This is a genomic window from Pseudomonas rhodesiae, assembly GCF_007858255.1.
GTDB classification, from domain to species: Bacteria; Pseudomonadota; Gammaproteobacteria; order Pseudomonadales; family Pseudomonadaceae; genus Aquipseudomonas; species Aquipseudomonas rhodesiae.
The window spans coordinates 161,524-184,686 of the sequence record NZ_VFEU01000007.1; the positions used below are offsets into that span (position 1 = coordinate 161,524).

The window sequence follows — 23,163 nt, forward strand, 5'->3', positions numbered from 1 at the left end:
CCCATCTGACGCCCATGAAGGACTAGGTCCTAGTGGGAGACAAGATGCCGAGCCACGCAACGCTCGCCAGAACCAAGACGGCCAAGGTCGCCTCCGTGAACAGACTCTGCCGAAGCTTGATGACTGCCTGCGCGCGATTGCCTGCCTTCAAAGCTGCCTCCAGGCTCGGACTCAACCGATACCGATTGGCAGCAGCCAACGCCAGCATGCCTGCGAAAAGCAAGAGCTTTACCATCAGCAGCCGGCCATACAGCGTCGAGATGAGCGGATCAAACGATGGTCCGGCGATCAACAGGTAATTGAGAATTCCACTCACGACGAGTGCGGCCACGATCGCTGTACCTATGCGAGCAAAGCCATTCGACGTCCGACTGAGGACCGCTACCGGGTCTTGCGCGACATCCCGCTTGTGGGATGCCAGCATCAAGAACGCCACCAATGCGCCCACCCAAGCGCCCGCTGCCCAGAGGTGCGTGATATCCGACGCAAGATGGATGTAGCCGCGAACGCCGTCGTCCATCGCACCGTGGCCTGCCCACGCAAGGGTCGCCAGCGCCACGCCGGTGGAGAGCGCCATCACTGCAAATCGCAAGGTAGCGTTCAATTTCAACATTGCGACGAGCACACACACCAACAGCGCCAGGATGCGAATGCACCAGGCGATGCCCATATGCGTGCCCGTAATGAGCATGTCGAAAACGTGCGTTGACAACTCCGCGTAGCTTTGGGCGCCGGACATGGCCTTGGCCATGACCGTCATGCCCCACATCGACAGGGCAATGCCGATGGCAGCGGATGCGCCAATGAGTACGCGATAGCGGCGCGAGATCGTCGAGGATCGCTCGTCGTTGCCCAAAGCATAGAGACCGAACATGGCGACGCCAAACGCCGCCGCCAGATCAAGATAAAGCGCCAGGCGCAGGACGATGGTCAACCAATCCCCGGCCATGGGCTTACTTCACCTTGAAGGTGACGTTACCCGTGATCGGATGCGTGTCCGAGGAGACGGCACGCCATTCGACGCGATAGTCGCCCGGCTGGAGCGCTTGTGCCGGTGTGATGACCATGGTCTTGCCGTCGCCGGCACCCGCGACGCTGGCGTTGATCTTCATCGGGCCATGGCTCGCCATTCCCGGCATGCCCGTCATGACAAGGCTCGCGGCGGAGAACTGCGGCACCAGCGTTTCGGAGAACTTCAGCTCGATGGTGGCTGGCGCGGAAACCTGCGACTTGTCGGCCGGCGTTGAAGACACCAGCGAAGGATGCGCGAATGCGGCGGTGGCGAACAGGCCAGCAGCGATCGGCGCGACGAGCTTGGCGATGAAATGTGAACGGGTCATAGAGATTCCTACCTTGATGTGTGAGGGTGGTTTAAGAACGAAATGCCGAGATAAGGCTTGCACCTTCGTAACGGCGTGGAACGAAAAATGCGGTTCGCTGGGCGATAGCAGGCTCCTGTAGGTTCAGAAAGAAGATCCGGTCACAGTCGGCTCGCTCTCAGGCGCAAGGCGTTGCCAACGACCGACGCCGAACTCAGGCTCATCGCCAATGCTGCGATCAGCGGCGACAGCAGCCAGCCCGTGAGGGGATAGAGAACCCCGGCGGCGATGGGGATGCCCAGCGCGTTGTAGAGGAAGGCGAACATGAGGTTCTGCTTCATGTTGCCCACGGTACTCACCGAGAGCGTGCGAGCGACAGCGATGCCACGCAGGTCGCCCTTGACCAGCGTGACTTGGGCGCTGTTCATCGCCACGTCGGTTCCGGTTCCCATGGCAATACCCACGTCTGCCTTCGCCAAGGCCGGCGCGTCGTTGATGCCGTCTCCGGCCATGGCGACGATGCGGCCTTCTTTCTGCAGCCGCTCGATCAACATGAGCTTGTCCGCCGGCTTGACCTCACCATGCACCTCGTCGATGCCTAGGCGCGCACCGACGGATTTGGCGGTGGTCTGCCCGTCCCCGGTGGCCATGATGACCCGCAGGCCCGCAGCCTTCAACGCGGCCAGGGCCTCGGGGGTGCTGCCCTTGACCGGATCGGATACGGCGAGCAAGCCCGCGAGCTGCCCGTCCACAGCCAAGTACATGACGCTGGCCCCTTCGCCGCGCAGAGCTTCGGCCTGGGGTACGAGCGGTTCCACCGACACGCCAGACTGTTCCATCAGCACTGTGTTGCCCAACGCCAGTTGCCGGTGCTCAACCTTCCCGCGCACGCCGATGCCGGTTCCCGATTCAAAGGTCTGAGGCTTCACGAGTTGGAGGCCCTGGGCACGCGCGGCCTGCACGATGGCGTCGGCCAGGGGGTGTTCACTACCCTGGTCCAGGCTGGCCGCAAGACGCAGCACCTCATCGTTCGTAAAGCCGGGTGCTGCGACGACCTGATCGAAAGCAGGTCGGCCCTCGGTCAGGGTTCCTGTCTTGTCGATGACGAGGGTATCGACCTTGCGAAGATTCTCGATCGCCGCGGCATCGCGGAAAAGCACCCCCTGTGTGGCGCCACGGCCCGTTGCGACCATGATCGACATCGGCGTGGCCAGACCCAGCGCGCACGGGCAGGCGATGATCAGGACGGCCACCGCATTAATCAGTCCATAGACCCAGGTGGGCTGCGGCCCGAAGAATCCCCATACAACGAGCGTCGTGACCGCAATGGCGACGACGGCCATCACGAAGTAGCCGGCCACGACATCGGCCATGCGTTGCATCGGCGCCTTGGAACGCTGCGCCTGGGCGACCATCTGGACGATTTGCGACAGAACGGTGTCCGAGCCGATCCGCTCCGAACGCATGACCAGCGCGCCGCTGGTGTTGAGTGTGGCCCCGATGACCTTGTCGCCCGCGCGCTTGCTGACGGGCAGCGGTTCGCCGGTCAGCATGGATTCGTCAATCGAGCTGCTGCCCTCGTGCACGATGCCATCCACCGGCACCTTCTCGCCGGGTCGGATGCGCAGCAGGTCGCCGACGTGCACATGGCTGAGCGGCACGTCTTCCTCGCTGCCGTCCGCATTGATGCGCCGTGCGGTCTTGGGCGCCAGCCCCAGCAGCGACTTGATGGCCGCCGAAGTCTGGGAGCGGGCTTTGAGTTCCAGCACCTGGCCGAGCAGTGTCAGCGAGATGATGACGGCGGCGGCCTCGAAATACACGCCGACCCGTCCCATGGACATGAAGGAAGCTGGAAACACTTCCGGCGCAACGGTTGCCACAACGCTGTAGATGAATGCCGCACCCGTTCCCAGGCCGATCAGTGTCCACATGTTCGGGCTGCGGTTGACCACGGACAGCCAGCCGCGGGAGAAGAAGGGCCAGCCGGCCCACAGCACGATCGGCAACGACAGCACCAACTCGACCCAGCTCTGTGTAGCCATGTCCATCAGGTGCAGCCGCTCGCCCAGCATCGCCAGCGCCAGGACCACGAGCGTCAGCGGCAAGGTCCACCAGAAGCGACGCGAGAAGTCACGCAACTCCGGGTTGTCGTCATCGAGGTCGGGCAGCAGAGGCTCAAGCGTCATCCCGCACTTGGGGCAGGTTCCCGGATGATCCTGGCGGATCTCCGGGTGCATCGGGCAGGTGTAGATGGTTCCGGGCGCGGTTGGCGATGCCGCCGGGGCCGGTGAAACTGCGGTGCTGGCATGGTGATGCGGTGCATGGCCGCTGCCTGTGCCTATGCCCGCGTCACCGCTGGCATATCGCGCCGGATCGGCGTCGAATTTGGCCTTGCATCCGGTGCTGCAAAACAAGTACGTGTTCCCCAAGTGCGTGGAGCGGTGCTCCGACGCCGCCGTGACCGCCATGCCACACACCGGATCTCGCGTCGCGGCATCGGGCTGCGTGTGGCTTGAGGACCCGCCCGCGTCGTCACTTCCAGCATGGCTGGCGTGATGGTGGTGGGTATGCGGGCCGGACGTTGTGGCACCCGCCGCCATGCCTGCGTGCTCATGTCCTGAAGACTTGCTGGGTGAATTCATAGTGACAAGTGCCCTCCGCCGTTAACTGTTGGTGTCTGGTGATCGCAGCAGGCCGCAGGCGCGCAAGGAGACAAGCGCGGCGTCGCGTGCTCGCACGGTGCGAGTGCCTCGACTCATTGCTTCTGCTCCTTGGAGGCTGCGGCACCTTCCTCACCCTGACGCGCGGCATGATCGTGTCCTCCGTGGCCGTGACCACGGTGCATGAACAGGTGCATCAGCGGACAAGCCGCCAGCAGCAGGAAGGGGAGATAGCCGGCAACATGTGCCGTGTGCTCCTTGAGCAGGAAATACGCGGCGACAGCGGCGATGATGAGGAACGCCACGCCGTAGCGCGATCGCCAGAACCGGGGACGATCGCTGGGGGTCTGTGTGTGCTGATGCTGCATGGCATATCTCCACGGAAAAGAGTTGATGGATGGTCAGAGATGCGACTGATAGACCGTGCTACTACCGTTTTTCCCGATCAGCAGCACGTCGTAGGCGTCCTTGCGTCCAACATAGGCCGGACCATCCATGCCGGGCGAACCGACCGGCATGCCTGGCGCCGCGAGGCCGATGGCCTGCGGGGCTTCGCGCAGCAAGCGTTGAATGTCCGAGGCAGGCACATGACCCTCGATGGCATAGCCGCCGATCTGCGCCGTGTGGCACGAACCGTACTTCTGCGGGATGCCCAGCCGCGTGCGCGCTGCCGTGTTCCCGGTGTCAAGAACCTGCACATCGAAGCCTGCGCCTTGCAGGTGTGAGACCCAGTCCTTGCAGCAACCGCATCTCGGGTCCTTCCACACCTTGGCGATCGGTCGGCTCTGCGCCAGGCTCGGTCCTGCGAGTGCCATCACCAACAAGCCAGCGATCAATGCTTGGCGTCTCGGCACTTTGCCCTGGCTTCTGTCGTAGTGCATGTTCATAGATTGCCTCTCATCAGATGATCAAACCCACAAGGTTCTAGAACCAGAATCGCACGCCAGCCACCCAGCGCGTCTGCTGCGCGCGGCCACCTTCGGCACGCACATAGTCCGCTGTGCGTCCGAAGCTGCCCGCCCGTTCCACGCCGATGTAGGGAGCGAACTGGCGACTGAATTCATAGCGCAGGCGCAAGCCAGCAGACGCTTCGGCCAAGCCCTTGCCGATACCGCGTTCCGGGTCGTCCTTGCCATAGAACTGCAATTCGGCACGAGGCTCCAGAATCAGTCGCTGGGTCAGCAGCAGCTCGTAGCTGCCTTCGACACGCAGCGCCGTACGTCCGCCACTTCCCACGTAGCCCGTCGCCTCCAGCTCGAACCAGTAGGGGGCGAGGCCCTGGATGCCGAAAGCCAACCATTGACGGCTCGGGCCTTCTCCGTTATCCACCCGAACGCCGAGCTGGGTGTCCCAGTACGGTGCGACGGCGTGCCCCCAGAGAAGCTCGGTACGCGATTCTTCGAGCTTTCCTTTGGCGATATCGCCTTCGGCCTTCACGACGGCCTTGTTGTAGGTCGTCCCATACCAAGCCTGGAGGTCGTAGGCCGTGGAATCGTCCCCTTTGCGCGTGAAGCGGCGTTCCAGGGTTTCGCCGCGCAACGAGAAGAACCTGTGTTCGTCGGCCAGCATCAGCCGCGGCACACCGGGTACGGCGTAGTCGCCCGATCCCAATGTCAGGCCATTGGAGTAGCCATGCGGATCGCGGGCGTCAGGAGGCGCCGACCCGCCCTGCATCTGCATGTTGCCGTGATCCATGGCCGGGGCCGCAGCCGTGTCGCTCGCCGGCGCCGTGTGACCCGCGTGCGGGTCGGCGGCGGCAGGAGGTGCGGACCGAGTGGATGGCACGGCTGTCTGGGTGTCGGCCTGGCCGTGCGCTGCATGGTCGTTCTGTGCTTGTGCCTGGGCGGCGACGCTTACCAGCGCCAGGAGCGTCGTGGCCAGTGCGCGAGTGGGGAGTGCTTTGGACATTCTTGGTCTTCCTTGTGCGCTGGGTTCAAGACACCACGACTTCGCGGAACATGCCGGCATCCATGTGGAACATCAGGTGGCAGTGCCAAGCCCAGCGGCCGAGCGCGTCGGCTGTCACAAGGAAGCTGATGCGTTGTGCCGGTTGTACCGGCAGGGTGTGGCGGCGCGCAAGGAAGCGACCGTCGGGGCTTTCCAGCTCGCTCCACATGCCGTGCAGGTGCATGGGATGGGTCATCATCGTGTCGTTGTGCAAAATGACCCGCAGCCGCTCGCCGTGTTTGAAGTGCACCGGCGTGGACTTTCCGAACTCCAGCCCGTCCAGGGACCATGCGTAGCGTTCCATGTTGCCCGTAAGGTGCAATTCGACCTCCCGGCCAGGGCCTCTCTTGTCCAGCGGCCCCGACGGGGTATGCAGATCCGCGAGGGTCAACACGCGCCGACCGTTGTTGCGCAGTCCAATGCCGGGGTCATCGAGGTTGGTGCGCGCCATGTCAACGCGCATGTCCGTGCTGGCGCCATACTCGGTGCGAGCGTGGCGAGCAGTAGTGCTGGGCACGGCCAGTCCCCCCGCAGCCGCGGCGTGTTGGCTGTGATCCATCGCCATGCCACCGTGGTTCATGGCGCCGTGGTTCATGCCAGCCATCGCCCCATGATCCATCCCGGACATCGAACCCGAGCCCATCCCAGTCATCCCCGTCATCCCCGTCATGCCCGTCATCCCGGTCATCTCCATGGCCTGGCCGGACCCGCCATGGTCCATGCCCCCCATCATGCCGCCCATCATGTCGTTCATGGTCAGCCATTCGACCGGATCGAGGGCAGGCACGGGAGCTTGAAGACCTTCACGCACGGCCAGCGTGGCCCGCGCGTAGCCTGTCCGGTCCATCGCCTGAGCGAAGATCGTGTAAGCGTCATCCCGTGGCTGGACGATCACGTCGACGGTTTCGCCCGGACCGAATCGGAACTCATCGACGGTCACCGGCTCCACGTCAACACCATCGACGTGCACCACCGTGAGTTTCAGTCCGGGAATGCGTACGTCGTAGAAGGTGTTGCCCGCACCGTTGACCATGCGCAGCCGCACGCGCTCACCCGGTCGGAACAGCGCCGTCCAATTCCCGGCGGGGGTGACGCCGTTTGCCAGATAGGTCAGCGTGGCGGCAGACAGATCGGCGAGATCCGTCGGGTTCATCCGCATCTCGTTCCACATCTTGCGCTTGTCGATCGCAGCGGCCATGCCGTCGCGCGAGGCGTCCCGGAAGAAGTCGAAGACGGTAGGTTGGTTGTAGTTGTAGTAGTCGCTTTGGGACTTGAGCTTGGTGAACACCCGCATCGGGTCTTCGTCGGTCCAATCCGAGAACAGCAGCACGTGGTCACGGTCGGCGCGGATGGTCTCGGCGCCAGCGGGGTCGATGATGATCGCCCCGTACATGCCCGTGAGTTCCTGGAAGCCGGAGTGCGAGTGGTACCAGTAGGAGCCGCTTTGCTGAACCTTGAAGCGGTACGTGAAGGTCTCGCCGGGAGCGATGCCATTGAAGCTGATGCCCGGCACTCCATCCATCTGATACGGCAGGATGATCCCGTGCCAGTGGATGGATGTGGATTCACGCAGCTTGTTGGTCACGCGGATGGTGACGGTGTCGCCCTCGCGCCAACGCAATGTCGGTGCCGGCAGCGAGCCGTTGATGGTCGTAGCCACGCCTGGCTTGCCCGTGAAGTTCACGGGCGATTCGGCGATCACCAAGTCGAACTCGGTGCCCTTCAGCACCGGAGCGGCACCGCGCGTAGCGGAGCCCTGCTGGGCGAATGCCCTGAGCGCTGGCGTGGACAGGCCGGCCAGGACGCCGCCAGCGGCCAGCCCCTGAACAAAACGCCGGCGAGACAGGCCCAGGGGGTGGGCGATATGAAAGGGCGAACGAGGCGGCATGGCCTGAAATCCTCCAAAGATGACTTGAAAGTCGTTCTCAGTGCCCCCGTCCTGGGCGGCACAGTTCGACGCAATGCAGGTTATGCTATGGGTTGGGCACTTTCCAGCGAATGACCCTTGAATTACATTTATGTAATGGTCGCGTCATGTTCGTGGAAGGTGGCGGCCGGTAAATTGCTGACCAGAATCAAATGGATGAATCATCGTGAGCGGACAAATTCCTTACGCCGCAGCGATTCATGGGGCATGCGATGAAGTTGCTGGTCGTCGAAGACGAGAACAAGACTGCGGATTACGTCCGCCAAGGTCTCATGGAGGCAGGGTTCGTGGTGGACCTGGCGCGCAACGGATTGGACGGACACCACCTGGCCATGGGCGAGACATACGATCTGGTGGTCTTGGATGTCATGCTGCCGGATGTCGATGGCTGGCGCATCGTGCGTGCCCTTCGAGATGCCGGTAAACAGGTCCCTGTGCTCTTTCTGACGGCGCGTGGCGGTGTAGACGACCGTGTCAAGGGATTGGAACTGGGAGCGGACGACTACCTCGTCAAGCCATTCGCGTTCTCTGAGTTGCTGGCGCGGGTGCGGACGCTGCTGCGACGCGGAAGCGCTCCGAGCCAGCCTGATCGCATCCAGGTTGCCGATTTGGTACTGGACTTGGCGCGCCGGCGCGCAACGCGCGCTGGCCAACGCATCAATCTCACCAGCAAGGAGTTCGCGTTGCTTGAGCTCCTGGCCCGTCGCCAGGGGGAGGTCCTTCCACGTTCTCTGATCGCGTCGCAGGTATGGGACATGAATTTCGACAGCGACAGCAACGTCATCGATGTAGCCATCCGCCGTCTACGCGCGAAGATCGACGATGCGTTCAATCCGAAGCTCATCCACACCGTGCGTGGAATGGGATACACGCTCGATGCGCCCGATGATGCCCCTTCGCCATAAGCCGCGGCAAAGCCGTCCAGCGTCGCTTGCATTAAGGGTCACGGCCCTGGTTGGTATTGCCACGACCTTGGTGTTTCTTGTGTTCAACTGGGTCATTCTCCGGTCGTTGGAGCACCACTTTGCTCAACAGGATGCCCACGAACTGGAGGCAGTGACAACCGCTTTGGCTCAGCCCTTGCACCAGCTTGCAAGTGACATCGCAAGCGACGAACTGAAGCAACACTTGGCCAACGCAGTCGCAGGGCATCATGGGATGACGTACGGCGTCTACGATGGGTCTGGCAATAGCATCTATGCCACGCCCGGCCCTGACCTGTCGAAACTTGCCAGTAGCAAAAAGTTGGTCAACCGCATCACCGCTGACGATTTGATCGTGTGGCAGGAGGATCAGAGGTCCTATCGAGGTGTGGTGGTACAACTGCCTGCTGACGATTCAGCGGCGTCCGGCTACCGCATCGTCGCCGCCATGGACATCGGCTTTCATCTCGACTTCCTGGCGGAGTTCAAGCGCATGCTCTGGTGGGCAACCGGCTTGGTCATGTGTCTGGCGCTCGGTGTGGCTTGGCTGGCGGTGCAGTGGGGCCACCTGCCGATTCGCAAGGTCAATGAAGAGATTCGGGCGATTCGCTCTTCAAAGCTGGATGTGAGGCTGGATCCTCGGGATGTGCCGATCGAACTGGCGGAACTGGTATTCGCCTTCAACGATATGTTGGCGAGAATCGAGGAAGGCTTCACCCGGCTATCACACTTTTCCGCAGACATCGCGCACGAGTTGCGCACGCCCGTCACCAACCTGGTCACGCAGACTCACGTGGCGCTTGGCCAGCCGCGCAGCAACGAGGAATACAGAGAAATCCTCTATTCAAATTTGGAAGAGTTTGATCGGATGGGACGCATGATTGGGGACATGCTGTTTCTTGCCCAAACGGAAAATGATCCCCGCAACTTGCGTCTGTCTACCATTGATCTGTCCGAATTGGTGCGGAGTCTGTTCGACTATTTCGAGGCGCTGGCAGAAGATAGCGGCATTACGCTTGGTGTTAAAGGGGCGATCGGCAGCATAGCGGCGGATCGGGAAATGCTCACCCGGGCGCTGAACAATCTTCTCTCGAATGCAATTCGACACACGCCTCGCGGCAAGAGCATCACGGTCTTGCTTTCGCAGGATGAGCAGTGGACAACGATCAGTGTGGTCAATCCGGGTGAGAGAATTCCTGAGCCCGATCTACCAAAGCTCTTCAACCGCTTCTACCGAGTTGATCCGGCACGGCAACGAAATACGGCGGGCGCCGGTCTTGGCCTTGCCATCGTGAAATCGATTGCGGAGGCACATGGTGGCTCCGTTGCCGTGACCTCCAGTGAGCTTGTCACCAGGTTTGACTTGGTATTGCCCCATCTGCGGCAGTAGTCCGAGGGCGCTGCGGTCCGTCCAGCCAACTGGCGTATCTCTTTGCCTGATTCTGGGATCTACCCGGCCGGCCACGTTGCTACGCGAGCGGGACATTTTTTCTCCGTGACTGCCACGTGCCCAGTCCTAGCGGCAAGCGCCGACATCATGCGCTTGTGTATCCCATCGCTACGTCCACACCGCACGCGAGGGCCTTTGCTCGGCCGCGATCCGGTCACAGTTCCGGACACCGTTCGTAGATAGCCTCCGATCGGTGCCGAACGTCTGCCTGCTCGGCACATCTGTCGCGCGCTCACTTGGCGGTGTGCGCTGAGCCCCTGAGGTGAGCTGGTCTGCTAGTTCGCTGCGCGGGGTATGTACCCCGTAGCTGGGTACAGAGAGTCTTTTTGATCAAGATCAAGGTACTGCCTTTACCTCAGCTCTATGCTGAGCTTAACAAGCCACATTTGGCACGGGTCGATCATGCTCAGAAACTATCGAGGACTTTCTAGCCCGGGGCCATGGAAATCTCCGGTGTTCAGCCCCATTCTTCTGGCATACCATGTCTCATGGATGGGCCTGATCAGCGCCCTGCACGGCACTCGAATGCGGGAATCTCGCCAATCGACAAGGGTCAACTTCACGAAGGAGCATCGCCATGAATATTCCGCCCGATCGAAGTAAGAGCACAGGAAACAGCCCGAACTGGTCTCGTATCAACCAGTGGCTGCTGTGGCTCGGCCTCGCCGCCGCCGTTGCCTGGATGTTCTACCGCCACAACGCCCATCTTCTGCAACTGCTTCCCTTCCTCTTCATCCTCGCCTGTCCGTTGATGCACATCTTCGGCCATGGCAGTCACGGCGCACATGGTGGTCATGACCATCAAGATCAGCCGCCTCGGGGCGATGAAGAGGGTTCGCCTGCGCGCCAATCAGACGACCGGAGCCGCCCGAAATCCGTCGGCCAGTCCGGGCACCACCACTGAAACCACCGGAGCATCATCATGGAAACCATCGAACTCAAGGTTGCCGGCATGACCTGCGCCTCCTGCGCGAACTCGGTCAGCAAGGCGCTCAAGCGCGTAGCTGGTGTGCAAGACGTGCATGTCGATCTCGCTCGCGGCACAGCGAGTGTCACCGGCGACCAGACGGCCCAGAAGACGCCTGAGCTGATCGCGGCCTTAGCTGCCGCGGGCTACGAGGCATCCGCTGATTCCTCGCCGGGCATTGCGGCGGGTGCCGGTGCCTCCCATGCGCCGGCCGCTGCCCGTTCAAAGGGGCATGGCGGCTGCTGCTGCCGCTGATCGACGCCATGGACGCACGCACGAACTCCCAGGGTATCGCCGCCGCACCGCTTGGGCTCTTTGCTGCCTACTGGGGCGACATGCTGTGGCGGACCGTCGCGTCCGGCGAAGCGCTGAGACAGCGCGCCAACAACATGACCGAACACGAAGCGGCGGGTATGCCGCCGCTGCTCCACTTCGAGTCAGAGCAGGTGGCTGACGGCCACGACTTGCAACCGGCGAGCAACTACCGGCTCCTGCGCGTCACTCGCTGTGGCACTGACGCCTTGGAGAAGCATGTGCGCAAAGGCGCCGCGCCGGTGCTGGTCGTCGATCCACGCGCCGGCCATGGCCCTGGCATTGGCGGCTTCAAACGCGATTCTGAAGTTGGCATGGCACTGCTCGAAGGCCATCCGGTGTACTTCGTGGTGTTCGATCCAGAGCCCGTCGAGGGACAGACGATGGGCGCGGTGGTGCAGACACTGGCTGCGTTCATCGACATCGTGGCCAAGCGCCACCGAGGAAAGGCCCCGATCGTCTATGGCAACTGCCAAGGCGGTTGGGCGATCACACTGGCACTGTCACATTGCGAGCACCGCGCCGCGTTGGCGGTGTTGAACGGCTCGCCGTTGTCGTACTGGGCAGGCGAGAGAGGCATCAACCCCATGCGACTGCTCGGTGGGTTCACGGGCGGCATCTGGCCAGCGCACTGGGTCTCGGACCTCGGTGCCGGGCGCTTCGATGGCGCCTGGCTGGTCCAGAACTTCGAGGCGTTGCGGCCCGAGGGCGTGTTCAATAAATACGACACGCTGTTCGCGCAACCGGAGATCGAGCGCGATCGCTTCCTGGAGTTCGAGCGCTGGTGGAATGGCTTCTACCAACTTGCCCGCGAGGAAATGCTGTCGATTGCAGGCGATCTTTTCGTCGGCAATCATCTGGAGCAGGGCGAGGTCGTCGTCGATGGCCACTGCCGCGCGGATCTGAGACGCGTTGGCGCGCCCCTGATGATCTTCTGCTCCAACGGGGACAACATCACGCCCCCCCATCAGGCGCTTGGCTGGCTCAAGGCAGTCTATCCAACGACCGCGGACCTGGTCGCTGCAGGCCAGCGCGTCGTCTACCTGATGCACCAGCACGTGGGCCACCTCGGGATATTCGTCTCCGCCGCAGTGGCGCGACGGGAGCATCGTGCCATCTTGCATCATGCCGATTCGATCCAGGCGCTCGATCCCGGTTTCTACGAGATGGTTCTGGATGACAGCACCTCTGCGGAGTCGGCCGCCGGCGCGCGGTTCGAGCCCCGGCGGCTGGAAGACCTGCCCTTCGACGCCATCCCCGCTGGGTTCGACAAGGTCGAGGCGCTTTCGGAGGCTACCGAGCGCTTCTATGCGCAGTGGGTGTCACCGTGGGTCCGCTTCGTCGTCACCCCCGAATCGGCCCGTGCTCTTCGTGCGCTGCATCCGATGCGCGTCAGCCGCAAGGTCTGGTCTGAACAGATGACGCCAGCTCTCGCGCTGCTACCTTGGATGCAGCGATGGCTTGAGCAGTGGGGGGCGCAGGATCCCCATCGGACGGTCAATCCCTGGTATCAGTTGGAACGCGCGGGTGCAGACGTGGTTGAACAGGCGATGCAGTCGTGGCGCCGGGTCCGCGATCTGTGGGCGGAGCTTGTGTTCGAGCAGACCTATGCGAATTGAACGATCGCGTTGCGTCGTTCTGACGCCTGCCCCGCCAGCGGCGGTGCCCCATCGCCAGGCCGATGGACTGGGCTGGTGGACCATTGTCCCGTTCTCGCTGGGTGCTGTCCTGCCTTTCCAGCGCACGCACGCAGCCAATGGTGGTGGCGTTGGCGCCGACTGCGCTGACCGGGGCTGACATGCGCGTCCTCGCCATCAATGCCGGTAGCGCGACGCTCAAGTTCGGGGTCTTCGTATCGGACTCCACTGTCTCCGTGATCGAGCCGGCGATCGATCATCCCGCAGTTGATGCTGCCGCGTTCGAGAAGATCGAGCGCCAGCTGCGCAGGGCTGGCGTGACATCGCTCGATGGTATCGGCCACCGTGTCGCACACGGTGGCCCCCTGTTGAGCGACGCAGCTCTTGTGGATGAGCAGGTCGAGCACGAGATTGGCCAGGCTGCGGTTCTGGCTCCGCAGCACAATCCCGTCGCACTGGCTGGCATACGGCTCGCGCGCGAGCGTTGGCCCGGCGTGCGCCACGTCGCGGTCTTCGACACCGCTTTCCATGACGACATGCCCGAATACGCCCATTCCTATGCTGTTCCGCCATCGTGGCGCGCGGCAGGGGTACGGAGATACGGCTTCCATGGCCTGTCCCACCAGGGTGTACTGGCCGCCGTCAGCACCGAGCTGAAACGGCCGCCGTCAGAACTTCGTATCGTGAGCTGCCACATTGGAAGCGGCGCCAGCGTCTGCGCGATCGATCGAGGAAGGTCGATCGATACATCGATGGGAATGACCGCGCTTGAAGGTCTTGTGATGGGCACGCGCTGTGGAGACCTCGACCCTGGCGTACCCGGCTTCGTCGCACGCGCACTGGGTTTGACGTTGGCGCAGATCGAGGCGGCGCTTTACAGCGACAGTGGACTCAAAGGATTGTCGGGTGAGAGTTCGGACCTGCGGATTGTGGAGAAGCGCGCGGGAGAAGGAGTCGCAGCCGCCCAACTGGCATTGCAGGTACACGCGTACCGCGTGCGCAAGTACATCGGCGCCTACGCCGCCGCGATAGGCGGTTGCGATGCTGTGGCCTTCACTGGCGGAGCTGGAGAAAATTCGGCCGCGTTGCGTCGGCGCATCGTTGATGGCCTGGAGTTCATCGGCCTGGAACTAGACGAAGAGCGCAATCGCGCCTACTCGCCCAACACTGAAGTCGCCCAGTTGCAGTCATCCCGATCCGCCGTCGCCGTGCTGGTGGTTCAAGCACGCGAGCAGTTAGCGATCGCGCGTGAGACGTTCCGAACGCTGAATGACCAGGCAAGTGGTTTGGTATAGGCAATGAACTGGGACAAGACCACGATAAGTCTTCCTCCGGGCCGGGAGCCACGCCCGTTGATGCTCGCGCCGAAGATGGTCCAGTTGCCCATCCAACCGCACGTTGAAGGAAGAAACGGAGCGGTTCAGACACCGGGCCCTTGACCCATGTGCAGCACCTGGGTTCAAACTCGCTCGAAAGTGAAGGGATTCAAGACAACCTTGCTGGAGGATGGTGATGCAACTCATTGAATGCGCCAAGGCGGCAGGCGTCACACCGGACACGTTGCGTCACTACCTTCGGGTGGGGCTTGTGGTGCCCGATGGCCGGGGCACGAACGGCTACCGCGCATTCTCGGATCGAAGCGTCGCCCGGGTGCGTTTCATACGCAATGCATTGGCCCTCGGCTTCACGCTCAAGGACGCTGCAGAGTTTGTCGAGATGAGCCAGCGGGGTGCATCGCCTTGTCCGCGCGCGCGGGCGCTGCTGAGCGAACGGCTTGACGAGCAGGCCCGGCGGCTGAAGGAGGCGACGGATTTGCATCGCCGCATGCAGCAGGCAGAGCGCGACTGGAAGCGGCTGCCGGACGGCGTCCCGGATGGCCATTCCGTCTGCGGCTTGATCGAAGGAGCGGATGCGGACGTTCAGCGCAATTCGGTGCGCGCGAAGTCCCGTCGTGTACGCGCATGAATCGCTCTGATCATCGTCGACATTCCCCGGCATCACGACGCTCTACGTACATGCGGTGCAGCGGTTGTGGTCGTGCCGATCACGCCAGCGCCAAGTGTGAGTCGTCTATCCACTTCGCAGCATCCGCTGCACACGAGCGAGCGAGGCGCCCCCGATGAGCCACCTCACGACACGGGATCGAACCGTATCGCCCGACGGATATGCCGCCGCGCTACGGATCTTGCGCCGGCTGCTGGCCGGCATCGAGCGCCCGCCGGCGTTGCGTCTGGGCGATATGCTCTTGCACGAGCTCGAATCGCACCCGGAATACACCCTGATCATCCGTGACCCGGGCCTGCTGCGTCGCTTGGTCCTGCGCCCGGATCCGCTGCTGCTGGCGGAAGCCTATTTCCGCGGCACCATCGACATTGAGGGAGACCTGTACACCGCGCTCGGGCTCAAGGCGCATTTCGAGAAGTTTTCGCTCTCTTGGCGCGACAAACTGGCCCTGTTGCGCGACGCACTGCTGCTGCGCGTGTCCGACCAGGACGGGTTGAAGCCCTCGCGGAGTCTGGCCTCGCGCGTCGCACGTCGCTTCTCCCATCGCCATTCGCGTCAAACCGATCAGGCCGCGATCTCCTTTCACTACGATGTGTCCAACGCGTTCTATGGCCTCTGGCTCGATGCCGAGAGGGTCTACTCATGTGGCTATTTCAAGGCGACGGATGACACGCTGGACCAGGCTCAGTGCAACAAGCTGGAGCACATCTGCCGCAAGCTGCGTCTGCAGCGAGGCGAACGCCTGCTCGACATCGGCTGCGGCTGGGGCGCGCTCGTATGCTGGGCGGCAAGAGAACATGGCGTCCGTGCGCACGGCATCACGCTCAGCCAACAGCAACTCGAATACGCGCGCGAGCGCATCCGCTCGGAGGGCCTGCAGGATCTCGTCACTGTTGAACTGCGCGACTACCGTGACCTCGAAGGCACGGCCGTTTTCGACAAGGTGTCAAGCATTGGCATGTTCGAGCACGTGGGACTCGCGAACCTAGCGGCCTACTACGCCGTGGTCCAGCGGGTTTTGCGGCCAGGAGGACTCTTCCTCAACCATGGGATCACCCATGACGAGGAGGGCTGGAACCGAACCGTCGCGACCGAGTTCATCAACCGCTACGTCTTCCCCGACGGCGAATTGGACTGCGTCAGCAATATCCAGCTAGGGATGGAGCGCTCCGGCTTCGAGATCCATGACGTCGAAGGTCTTCGACCCCACTACGCGCTGACCTTGCGTCATTGGGTCCAGCGGCTCGAAGCGCGCCGGGAGGAGGCCTTGCGGGAGGTCGATGAGGTGACCTTCCGCATCTGGCGCTTGTACATGGCGGCGTGTGCACTGGAATTCGAGGCCGGGGGAACTGGGATCTACCAGATCGTCGCGTCCAAACGCGACGGCGGAAGCTGGCCCGTGCCCTTGACCCGCTCTGATCTTTATGGAGAACACCAGCCATGAACGCTAGATGGCCGTGCCGCTGGCGCGCGAAAGACGATCGCAGACGCCAGCCTTCCCAATCTCGCCGTCGCGCTTACCTGCGTGCCGGCTCTCAAGGACTTTCCACATGAACCACGAGCTTCCCTGGGTCGCCGAGCGCGTCCGCGTGTTCCGCGAGTCTGATCCCGAGTTCGCCCGCTGGGCGCGCGGCCACGGCCCCATCACCCACAACGATCTCACGCAACTGCGAGTCCACGATCTCGCACAGGTGCTGGTTGCCGAAGGCAAGGCGAGCGACACAACCGCGGTGTATCGCACGCTGTGGGCGGCGGACCGCCTGGCCGTGGCAGGCATGTGGTTGACGGTTCACATGACCTATGCCGACCGGGTCTATCCCGATGGCCGGGGGATGAGAGCCGAGGATTTCAAGGAGACGCCGGAGGGGCATACCGGTGGGTCGCTGAACATCGTGCCGGCCTATGTCGGCTACCTGGCCGCGAACGCGCTCAGTGGGTTGACGCGTGGCTGGTTGATGGGCCAGGGCCATTGCGTCGCGGGCATCGATGCCTGCAACCTTCTGGTGGGCAACATGACGCCGCGCCACGCCGAGAGATACGACCGCAGCGAAAGCGGCCTCACGCGCTTTGCCCGGGATTTCTATAGCTACGCGATCGACGCACAGGGGCGTCCCGCCTCGCCGCTGGGCAGCCACGTCGGCCCGAATACGGCAGGCGGTCTGTCCGAGGGCGGCTATCTCGGCTTTGCCGAACTGCAGTACGTGCACATGCCCTTGCCCGGCGAGCGGCTGGTGGTGTTCCTCAGCGACGGCGCTTTCGAGGAGCAGCGTGGCAGTGACTGGGCGCCGCGCTGGTGGCGGGCAGAAGACAGCGGCTTCGTGGCTCCGTTCATGATCCTCAACGGTCGCCGCATCGAACAGCGCAGCACCATGCAGCAGCAGGGGGGCCGAGAATGGTTCCACCAGCATCTGCGGCTGAACGGCTTCGACCCGATGGAGATCGACGGCACCGACCCCGCCGCGTTCGCCTGGGCCGTTCACGCGATGGAGGAGCGGTTGTCGGCCTGCGCGGCTGGAGTTTCGCAGGGCACCGTTCAGTACCCGGTACCCCTCCACTACACCATCGCCGAAGCGCCCAAGGGATTCGGCTTCCCCGGTGCTGGAACCAATGCCGCGCACAACCTCCCGCTGGAGGGGAACCCCCGGGTCGACCAGATAGCGCTTCAGCAATTCAACGAGGGTGCTCGCGCTCTCTTCGTGCCGTCGCACGAACTCGACGAAGCGGTGGCACTACTGTGCCAGCACGAAGTGCAGCATCGTCCCCTGGAGCGGGACCATGCCCTGGCGCACCGCCAGGTGGCGGCCCCCAGACTTCCGGTTCCGCAGTGGCATGTTGCGGGCCAGGGCGAGGTCTCGCCAATGGCGGCACTCGACGGAGCCTTCGCGGCCCTCGTCCAAGCCAACCCACAGCTGCGTCCGCGGGTGGGCAATCCGGACGAGCTGCGCAGCAACCGCATGGGCCAGACATTGGACCTGCTCAAACACCGCGTCTTCACGCCCGAACCGGGCCTGGCGGAGGCCGTCGATGGCGCCGTGATCACGGCGCTCAACGAAGAAGCGGTGGTCAGCGCGGCGCTGGGCAACAAGGGCGGCATCAACTTGGTCGTCTCTTACGAGGCATTTGCCGTCAAGATGCTGGGCGCGCTGCGCCAGGAAATCCTGTTCGCGCGACATCAGGCGCAGGCAGGCACACCACCCGGATGGCTGTCGGTGGTCACGGTTGCGACGTCCCACACCTGGGAGAACGGCAAGAACGAGCAGTCGCACCAGGATCCGACGCTGGCCGAAGCGCTGTTGGGCGAAATGTCCGACACCTCGCGCGTGTTGTTCCCGGTCGATGCCAACAGTGCCGTTGCGGCGCTGCGCGCGGCCTACGCCTCGCATGGCCAGTTCTGGACGCTGGTCGTTCCCAAGCGGGCCGTCGCCAGCCAGTTGAGTGCCGAGCAGGCCGAACGCTTGGTCGATCAGGGTGGTTGGGTGGTGAAGCCCTGCGACGCCCCCGAGGTGTTGCTGGTTGCCATCGGCGCATACCAGCTACAGCAGGCCCTGCTTGCGGGGCGGCGCCTCGAAGCCGCTGGACATCGGACCGCAGTGACCTGCGTCATCGAGCCGGGCCGCTTCAGAGCACCCCGCGACGAACGCGAGCAGGACTTTGTGGCCGGCGACCAGGCCTTGCGCGCCCTGTTCCCGGAGACTGCCGCCGTGCGCGTCATCGTCTCGCACATGCGACCCGAGCCGACGCTGGGCCTGATGCGCCGGATCGATACAGGGGCGCGGCAGACCCGTGCCTTGGGCTACCAGGCGCGCGGCGGAACACTCGATGTGGCCGGCATGCTGTTCGCGAACCGTTGCACGTGGGCGCACGTCGCGGCGGAGGCCGCTCAAGGGCTCGGTGTCGATCCGCAGAGCTTGCTGAGCGCCGAGGAGTGGGCGGCCGTGCAGGGGCGTGGCGACCCGCGCGTCATCACGGTCTCGGCTTAACCCCCTTCCAGCACGACCCACGACCATGCGCTGATTGCGCCGACGCACTCTGCTCCTGCATGTGCGTTGCCAGGTCGCACTGGGTTCGGATGTCTGACGAATGGCTGTGGGACCGATGGCCACGTCGCGCCTGAATGTCGTCCTCCCGTGCCAAGTAGCACTTCCTTGTCCGGGTTCAGCGCGAGGCGTCAACCATTTTCCCGCGCTGGAGGGGGGATTCGCCAGGCGACAGCATCCGCGCAATCGCCAACTGAATCGCCCGTCTGCGCGCCTCGTGCTCCTGCGAATCCCTCGCCGCCGGTGCCATGCACCACGTTTGCACGACCGTCGCTACCAGTCGCACGATCTCATCAGGCGTGAAATCCGCGGTGATGCGTCCTTCCGCCTGGGCAGCGGTGATGGCCGCATGTTTGGCTTCCAGTACGCTGTGACCGGCGGGAAGCAGGAGCACTTCTTGGCCTCGCTCCAGGTGGAACCAGGTCATGAGCCGCCATAGGTGCGGCCGCTCGGTGAGCAAATCGTAGGTGCGCCCTGCATAGCCGGGAAGATCGTCCGCATCGAAGCGCTCGTCCTGCGCCGCGGCGAGGATTTCCCGGCTGAGCACGGCGTCGAAGAGAGCCTCCTTGTCCCCGAAATGGACATAAAGCATCGGCTTGCTGATGCCTGCAGCCGCCGCGATCCGGTCAATTCGTGCCCCCGCCAGCCCGTTCTCGGCAAATTCCCCCAGCGCAGCGTCCAGCAGCATTTGCTGGGTCTCGGCGGGACGTCTCTTGGCCATGGGCCGTTACTCCTCAACAACATTTCATCCGAGCACCCATCATCGCTTGACACGGGCGCCATTAACTTACAAACTAGTTGGTAAGTAAACCACAGGAGTGCATTTATGTCCAGACATTGGTTCCTCACCGGCGCATCCAGCGGCATCGGTCGCCATCTTGCTGAAATCATCCTGGCTTCGGGGGATGACCTCACGGCCACCGTCAGGCGTCCCGAGACGCTCGACGACCTGGCAGCACGCTACGGTGACCAGCTCGTTGTCGAACGGCTCGACGTGACCGTAAAGGGGGACATCGCACCCGTGGTCCAGCGCGCCGAGGCCCGCCGCCCGGTCGATGTCCTGGTCAACAACGCCGGCGGTGGCATCATCGGCGCCACCGAAGAGTTTTCCGACGCGGACATCGAAGGGCAGATCAGCCTCAACCTGCTGGCGCCGGTGCACGTCACGCGGGCTTTCATTCCCGCCATGCGCACACGGCGAGCCGGTCGGATCATCCAAATCTCCAGCGCCAGTGGCCAAGGCTCCCTGCCGACCAGCAGTCTTTACCACGCCGCAAAATGGGGTCTGGAAGGCTTCAGCGAATGCCTTCGCCAGGAACTGGAGGGGTTTGGGGTCTTCGTCACACTCATTGAACCGGGCGGCGCACGCACGAGCTTCAGCCGCAATTTGCAGTACGCGCTGGCGAACCCCGCCTATCAGGACACGCCTGCTGGACAGATTCGCGCGATGTTCGAGAACGCGGGTGACGAGTTGTACACGCTCGATCCGCAGAAGATCGCGCACCGGATCTTCGACACGGCCACGAGCGAGAAGCCACCGCTTCGGGTGGCGCTGGGCGGTGACGCCTTCGGCGTCATCCAGGCGGCGCTCAAGGGCAGGCTGTCTGCTCTTGAAGCGCAGGAGAGTCTGGCGCGATCGGTGGCCTTCGATAGCTGATCGCTGTTTCAGGTCAAGCCCAGGGCGACGGCAAAGCCAGCAGCAGCCATGGCCGCGTACGACGGCAGCACTCTCCATGCGAGCGCCCTACCGGCCAGCGACATCAACAGGACAAGTTTGGTGACCTGATTGACGGATGCGGCGATGAACAAGGCCAGGGTGGCCGAAGCGGCGGTGACGGCGCCCTCGGTCACCAGGCGGCCAATCGAGAGCGTGATCGCATCGACGTCCACCAGACCCGAGGCAGCGGCGGTCAGCATGACGCCGGCATCCCCGAAGCGATCGGCAAGAAAGCGGCCTGCCAGCATCACCGCGGCCAGGAAGGCTGCGAACTGGAGCGCGGAGCGCAGCTGCAATGGGTTGCCAAGCTGAAGTTCGGGCAAGTCGTCGGCGGGCGACCGCGCCGCCAGGAACGTCCCCAGAACACCGCCAGCCACGGCCATGGCCACGAAGATGACCACCGGGTCCCAGCCGATGCCGGGGGCTGCGATGGCGACGAGAGCCGCCATGCGCGCAAACATGGCTGCGCAGGCGAGCGCCGCCCCCGCCGCTGCCAGTGGACGCCAGCCTGGCGTCTGCCCGGCCCAGCGCGCCAACGTGGCCGTGGTGGCGGTGCTCGACACGATCCCGCCGAGCAGCGCTGTGAATACCAGCCCTCGTTTCCTGCCGAGCGAGCGCATCAGGACGAACCCAGCGAACGACAGCACTGCCAGCAGGACAACGGCCCACCAAAGGCGATAGGGATTCAACGCCTCATAGGGGCCAAAGCCACGATCAGGGAGTACGGGCAGTACGACCACGCTGATCAACAGCAACTGCGTGCCGCTGCTGATCTCCGCCTCGGACAGCTTGCCGACGCCGGCGTGCAAGAGCTGCTTGAAACGCAGCAGCGCCAGCACGACCACGGCGGCGACCGCCGAAACGCGCCAAGCGCCACTGGTCGCCAGCGCCCCGATGGCGAAAGTCGCAAGGGCGGCGACGGACGTGGTCAGTCCCATCACGGCATGCATATGCGCCGTCACCAGGTAGCCCACCACCAGATACACCCCGACGAGTACGAGCAGCGCGATGAGCATGCCGGCTCCCCAGCGCTGGGCCAGCAGCCCGCCAAGGCCGCCGAGCAGGCCGATCAGCGCAAAGGTGCGAACGCCCGCGACGCGATGTCCCTCGGGCCGCTCGCGTTGCTGCCATCCCCGTTCCAGGCCGATCAGAAGTCCCGAAGCGAGTGCCAGCCCGAGCCCGACCAGCGCGGGATCATCGAATTCACTCATCGTCGAACCTGGACGCGGTCGCGGATGAAATCACGCTGCAGTCCCAGCGAAGCATCGGTGCGCGCCATCGACACCTGGGGATCGGTCTCGATGCCGCTCAAGGCGCGAATGGCATCGATGGTTTCGGGAATCACGATCGCCTGGTTGAAGACCTGGTAGGTGTAGTACGCCTGATCGCCTTCGACCGAAAGCACGTCCTCCCACAACGCGACCTCCCACAGGTCGCCGCGCGGGCGGCCGAGATCGGCCATCAGTTCCACCGTGCTGTTGAGGGCCACGAGACCATCCGAGGATCGCACGAACGCGATCCGTGGCGCAGCGCGAAAGGCCGCCAGCACCTCGTCGCGCGTGGCCGGCCTCGTCAGTTCGACCCACCAGGTGTGCAGGTGGCTGCTGTTGTGCGGCGCCTTGACCGCGATCGTGACGACGTCCAGGTCCGGGATCACAGTGCGCGCGTCCGGTCCCTGATGGCTGGGGATCGTCTTCTCCGGCACGAGCGTGTTGATGATGCCCTCCGCATGCGCCTCCCACGGGTCGGAAGCCCGGCGGATCAGCGTCCCGCGGGCTCGCTTGAGCAGGCCCGCTGTCCGAAGCGCCCCGAGGGTGCGCACGATCGACGTCGTGTTGCAGGACACCACCCGGGTGGAGGTGCGGCCGATCGCGGTTGCGTAGTTCTCCTGCGCGACGAACGAATGACCGGTCAACGCGTGGGACTCGCCGCCATGGAAGATGGACTTCACACCGGCAGCGTCGTACGCCCTCTTGTTGACCGCGGCGACTTTCTTGGGTGTGCAATCGACCACGACGTCCGCGTTGGCGAGCAGGTCGGCCAGATCGCCCGCGACAGGAAGCCCCGCAGCACGCATCGATTGTGCGGCTTCAGCGGTCGCCGCGTAAATCGGGAAAGCGCGCTGCGCGGCCACCTGCAGGCGATAGTCGTGCACCACATCCGCGACGCCGGCTAGCGCCATGTCCTCCTGGAGTGCGACCGCATCCGCCACCCGCTTGCCGATCACACCGTATCCGTTCACCGCCACTCTGACCTTGTTCAT

At 63.7% G+C, this 23,163-nt stretch carries 20 protein-coding genes; 10 read left to right on the forward strand and 10 right to left on the reverse strand.

Annotated features, from left to right (window positions below; all coding sequences use genetic code 11):
• Positions 1–22: 22 nt before the first annotated feature.
• The 7 genes from copD to FIV35_RS13100 form a co-directional block, all read right to left on the reverse strand.
• Positions 23–949: a copper homeostasis membrane protein CopD gene (gene copD / locus FIV35_RS13070; RefSeq protein ID WP_034137593.1), complete on the reverse strand. Its 927-nt coding sequence runs from the start codon at positions 947–949 to the stop codon at positions 23–25.
• A gap of 4 nt (positions 950–953) precedes the next feature.
• Positions 954–1,340, reverse strand: a complete 387-nt coding sequence (gene copC / locus FIV35_RS13075; RefSeq protein WP_008063308.1) for a copper homeostasis periplasmic binding protein CopC — start codon at positions 1,338–1,340, stop codon at positions 954–956.
• Between the two features lie 140 nt (positions 1,341–1,480).
• A complete protein-coding gene (locus tag FIV35_RS13080) occupies positions 1,481–3,919 on the reverse strand; it encodes a heavy metal translocating P-type ATPase (RefSeq protein WP_209166811.1) in 2,439 nt (812 codons plus the stop codon).
• A gap of 155 nt (positions 3,920–4,074) precedes the next feature.
• Positions 4,075–4,347 (reverse strand): DUF2933 domain-containing protein, encoded by a 273-nt coding sequence (locus FIV35_RS13085; protein ID WP_006226242.1) that lies wholly within the window; start codon positions 4,345–4,347, stop codon positions 4,075–4,077.
• Positions 4,348–4,380: 33 nt separating this feature from the next.
• The gene (locus FIV35_RS13090; protein ID WP_034137595.1) at positions 4,381–4,866 is read right to left on the reverse strand and encodes a DUF411 domain-containing protein; all 486 of its coding nucleotides are present in this window, start codon (positions 4,864–4,866) and stop codon (positions 4,381–4,383) included.
• 37 nt (positions 4,867–4,903) lie between these two features.
• Positions 4,904–5,887: a copper resistance protein B gene (locus tag FIV35_RS13095; RefSeq protein ID WP_173668942.1), complete on the reverse strand. Its 984-nt coding sequence runs from the start codon at positions 5,885–5,887 to the stop codon at positions 4,904–4,906.
• 25 nt (positions 5,888–5,912) lie between these two features.
• The gene (locus FIV35_RS13100) at positions 5,913–7,814 is read right to left on the reverse strand and encodes a copper resistance system multicopper oxidase (protein ID WP_080761413.1); all 1,902 of its coding nucleotides are present in this window, start codon (positions 7,812–7,814) and stop codon (positions 5,913–5,915) included.
• Positions 7,815–8,065: 251 nt separating this feature from the next.
• On the opposite strand from FIV35_RS13100, the gene FIV35_RS13105 reads away from it, so the two are divergent.
• The 9 genes from FIV35_RS13105 (at position 8,066) to FIV35_RS13145 (ending at position 19,126) form a co-directional block, all read left to right on the forward strand.
• Positions 8,066–8,758 (forward strand): heavy metal response regulator transcription factor, encoded by a 693-nt coding sequence (locus FIV35_RS13105; RefSeq protein ID WP_034137596.1) that lies wholly within the window; start codon positions 8,066–8,068, stop codon positions 8,756–8,758.
• Entirely contained in the window at positions 8,730–10,166 is a 1,437-nt protein-coding gene (locus tag FIV35_RS13110) for a heavy metal sensor histidine kinase (protein ID WP_052198941.1), read from the forward strand. Before FIV35_RS13105 ends, FIV35_RS13110 begins: the two co-directional genes overlap by 29 nt.
• Positions 10,167–10,803: 637 nt before the next feature.
• Positions 10,804–11,130, forward strand: coding sequence for a DUF2933 domain-containing protein (locus FIV35_RS13115; RefSeq protein WP_034137597.1), 327 nt, complete (start codon positions 10,804–10,806; stop codon positions 11,128–11,130).
• Between the two features lie 18 nt (positions 11,131–11,148).
• Positions 11,149–11,448 (forward strand): heavy-metal-associated domain-containing protein, encoded by a 300-nt coding sequence (locus tag FIV35_RS13120; protein WP_034137598.1) that lies wholly within the window; start codon positions 11,149–11,151, stop codon positions 11,446–11,448.
• An 8-nt stretch (positions 11,449–11,456) separates the two neighbouring features.
• Positions 11,457–13,124: a DUF3141 domain-containing protein gene (locus tag FIV35_RS13125; protein WP_034137599.1), complete on the forward strand. Its 1,668-nt coding sequence runs from the start codon at positions 11,457–11,459 to the stop codon at positions 13,122–13,124.
• A gap of 83 nt (positions 13,125–13,207) precedes the next feature.
• The gene (locus tag FIV35_RS13130) at positions 13,208–14,437 is read left to right on the forward strand and encodes an acetate/propionate family kinase (RefSeq protein ID WP_231980862.1); all 1,230 of its coding nucleotides are present in this window, start codon (positions 13,208–13,210) and stop codon (positions 14,435–14,437) included.
• A gap of 217 nt (positions 14,438–14,654) precedes the next feature.
• Positions 14,655–15,107, forward strand: a complete 453-nt coding sequence (locus tag FIV35_RS13135; protein WP_009516039.1) for a MerR family transcriptional regulator — start codon at positions 14,655–14,657, stop codon at positions 15,105–15,107.
• Between the two features lie 154 nt (positions 15,108–15,261).
• The gene (locus FIV35_RS13140) at positions 15,262–16,590 is read left to right on the forward strand and encodes an SAM-dependent methyltransferase (RefSeq protein WP_034137600.1); all 1,329 of its coding nucleotides are present in this window, start codon (positions 15,262–15,264) and stop codon (positions 16,588–16,590) included.
• A 106-nt stretch (positions 16,591–16,696) separates the two neighbouring features.
• The gene (locus FIV35_RS13145) at positions 16,697–19,126 is read left to right on the forward strand and encodes a phosphoketolase family protein (protein WP_034137601.1); all 2,430 of its coding nucleotides are present in this window, start codon (positions 16,697–16,699) and stop codon (positions 19,124–19,126) included.
• Between the two features lie 175 nt (positions 19,127–19,301).
• On the opposite strand, the gene FIV35_RS13150 is transcribed toward FIV35_RS13145, so the two are convergent.
• Positions 19,302–19,904: a TetR/AcrR family transcriptional regulator gene (locus tag FIV35_RS13150; protein WP_034137602.1), complete on the reverse strand. Its 603-nt coding sequence runs from the start codon at positions 19,902–19,904 to the stop codon at positions 19,302–19,304.
• Between the two features lie 105 nt (positions 19,905–20,009).
• On the opposite strand from FIV35_RS13150, the gene FIV35_RS13155 reads away from it, so the two are divergent.
• Complete coding sequence (locus FIV35_RS13155) at positions 20,010–20,840, forward strand: SDR family oxidoreductase (protein ID WP_003090276.1); 831 nt, start codon at positions 20,010–20,012, stop codon at positions 20,838–20,840.
• An 8-nt stretch (positions 20,841–20,848) separates the two neighbouring features.
• Here FIV35_RS13155 and FIV35_RS13160 read toward each other — a convergent pair whose 3' ends face one another.
• Both FIV35_RS13160 and FIV35_RS13165 read right to left on the reverse strand, forming a co-directional pair.
• A complete protein-coding gene (locus FIV35_RS13160; protein WP_023098523.1) occupies positions 20,849–22,111 on the reverse strand; it encodes an MgtC/SapB family protein in 1,263 nt (420 codons plus the stop codon).
• Complete coding sequence (locus FIV35_RS13165; RefSeq protein WP_023098524.1) at positions 22,108–23,163, reverse strand: type II glyceraldehyde-3-phosphate dehydrogenase; 1,056 nt, start codon at positions 23,161–23,163, stop codon at positions 22,108–22,110. The genes FIV35_RS13160 and FIV35_RS13165 overlap by 4 nt, the downstream gene beginning before the upstream one ends.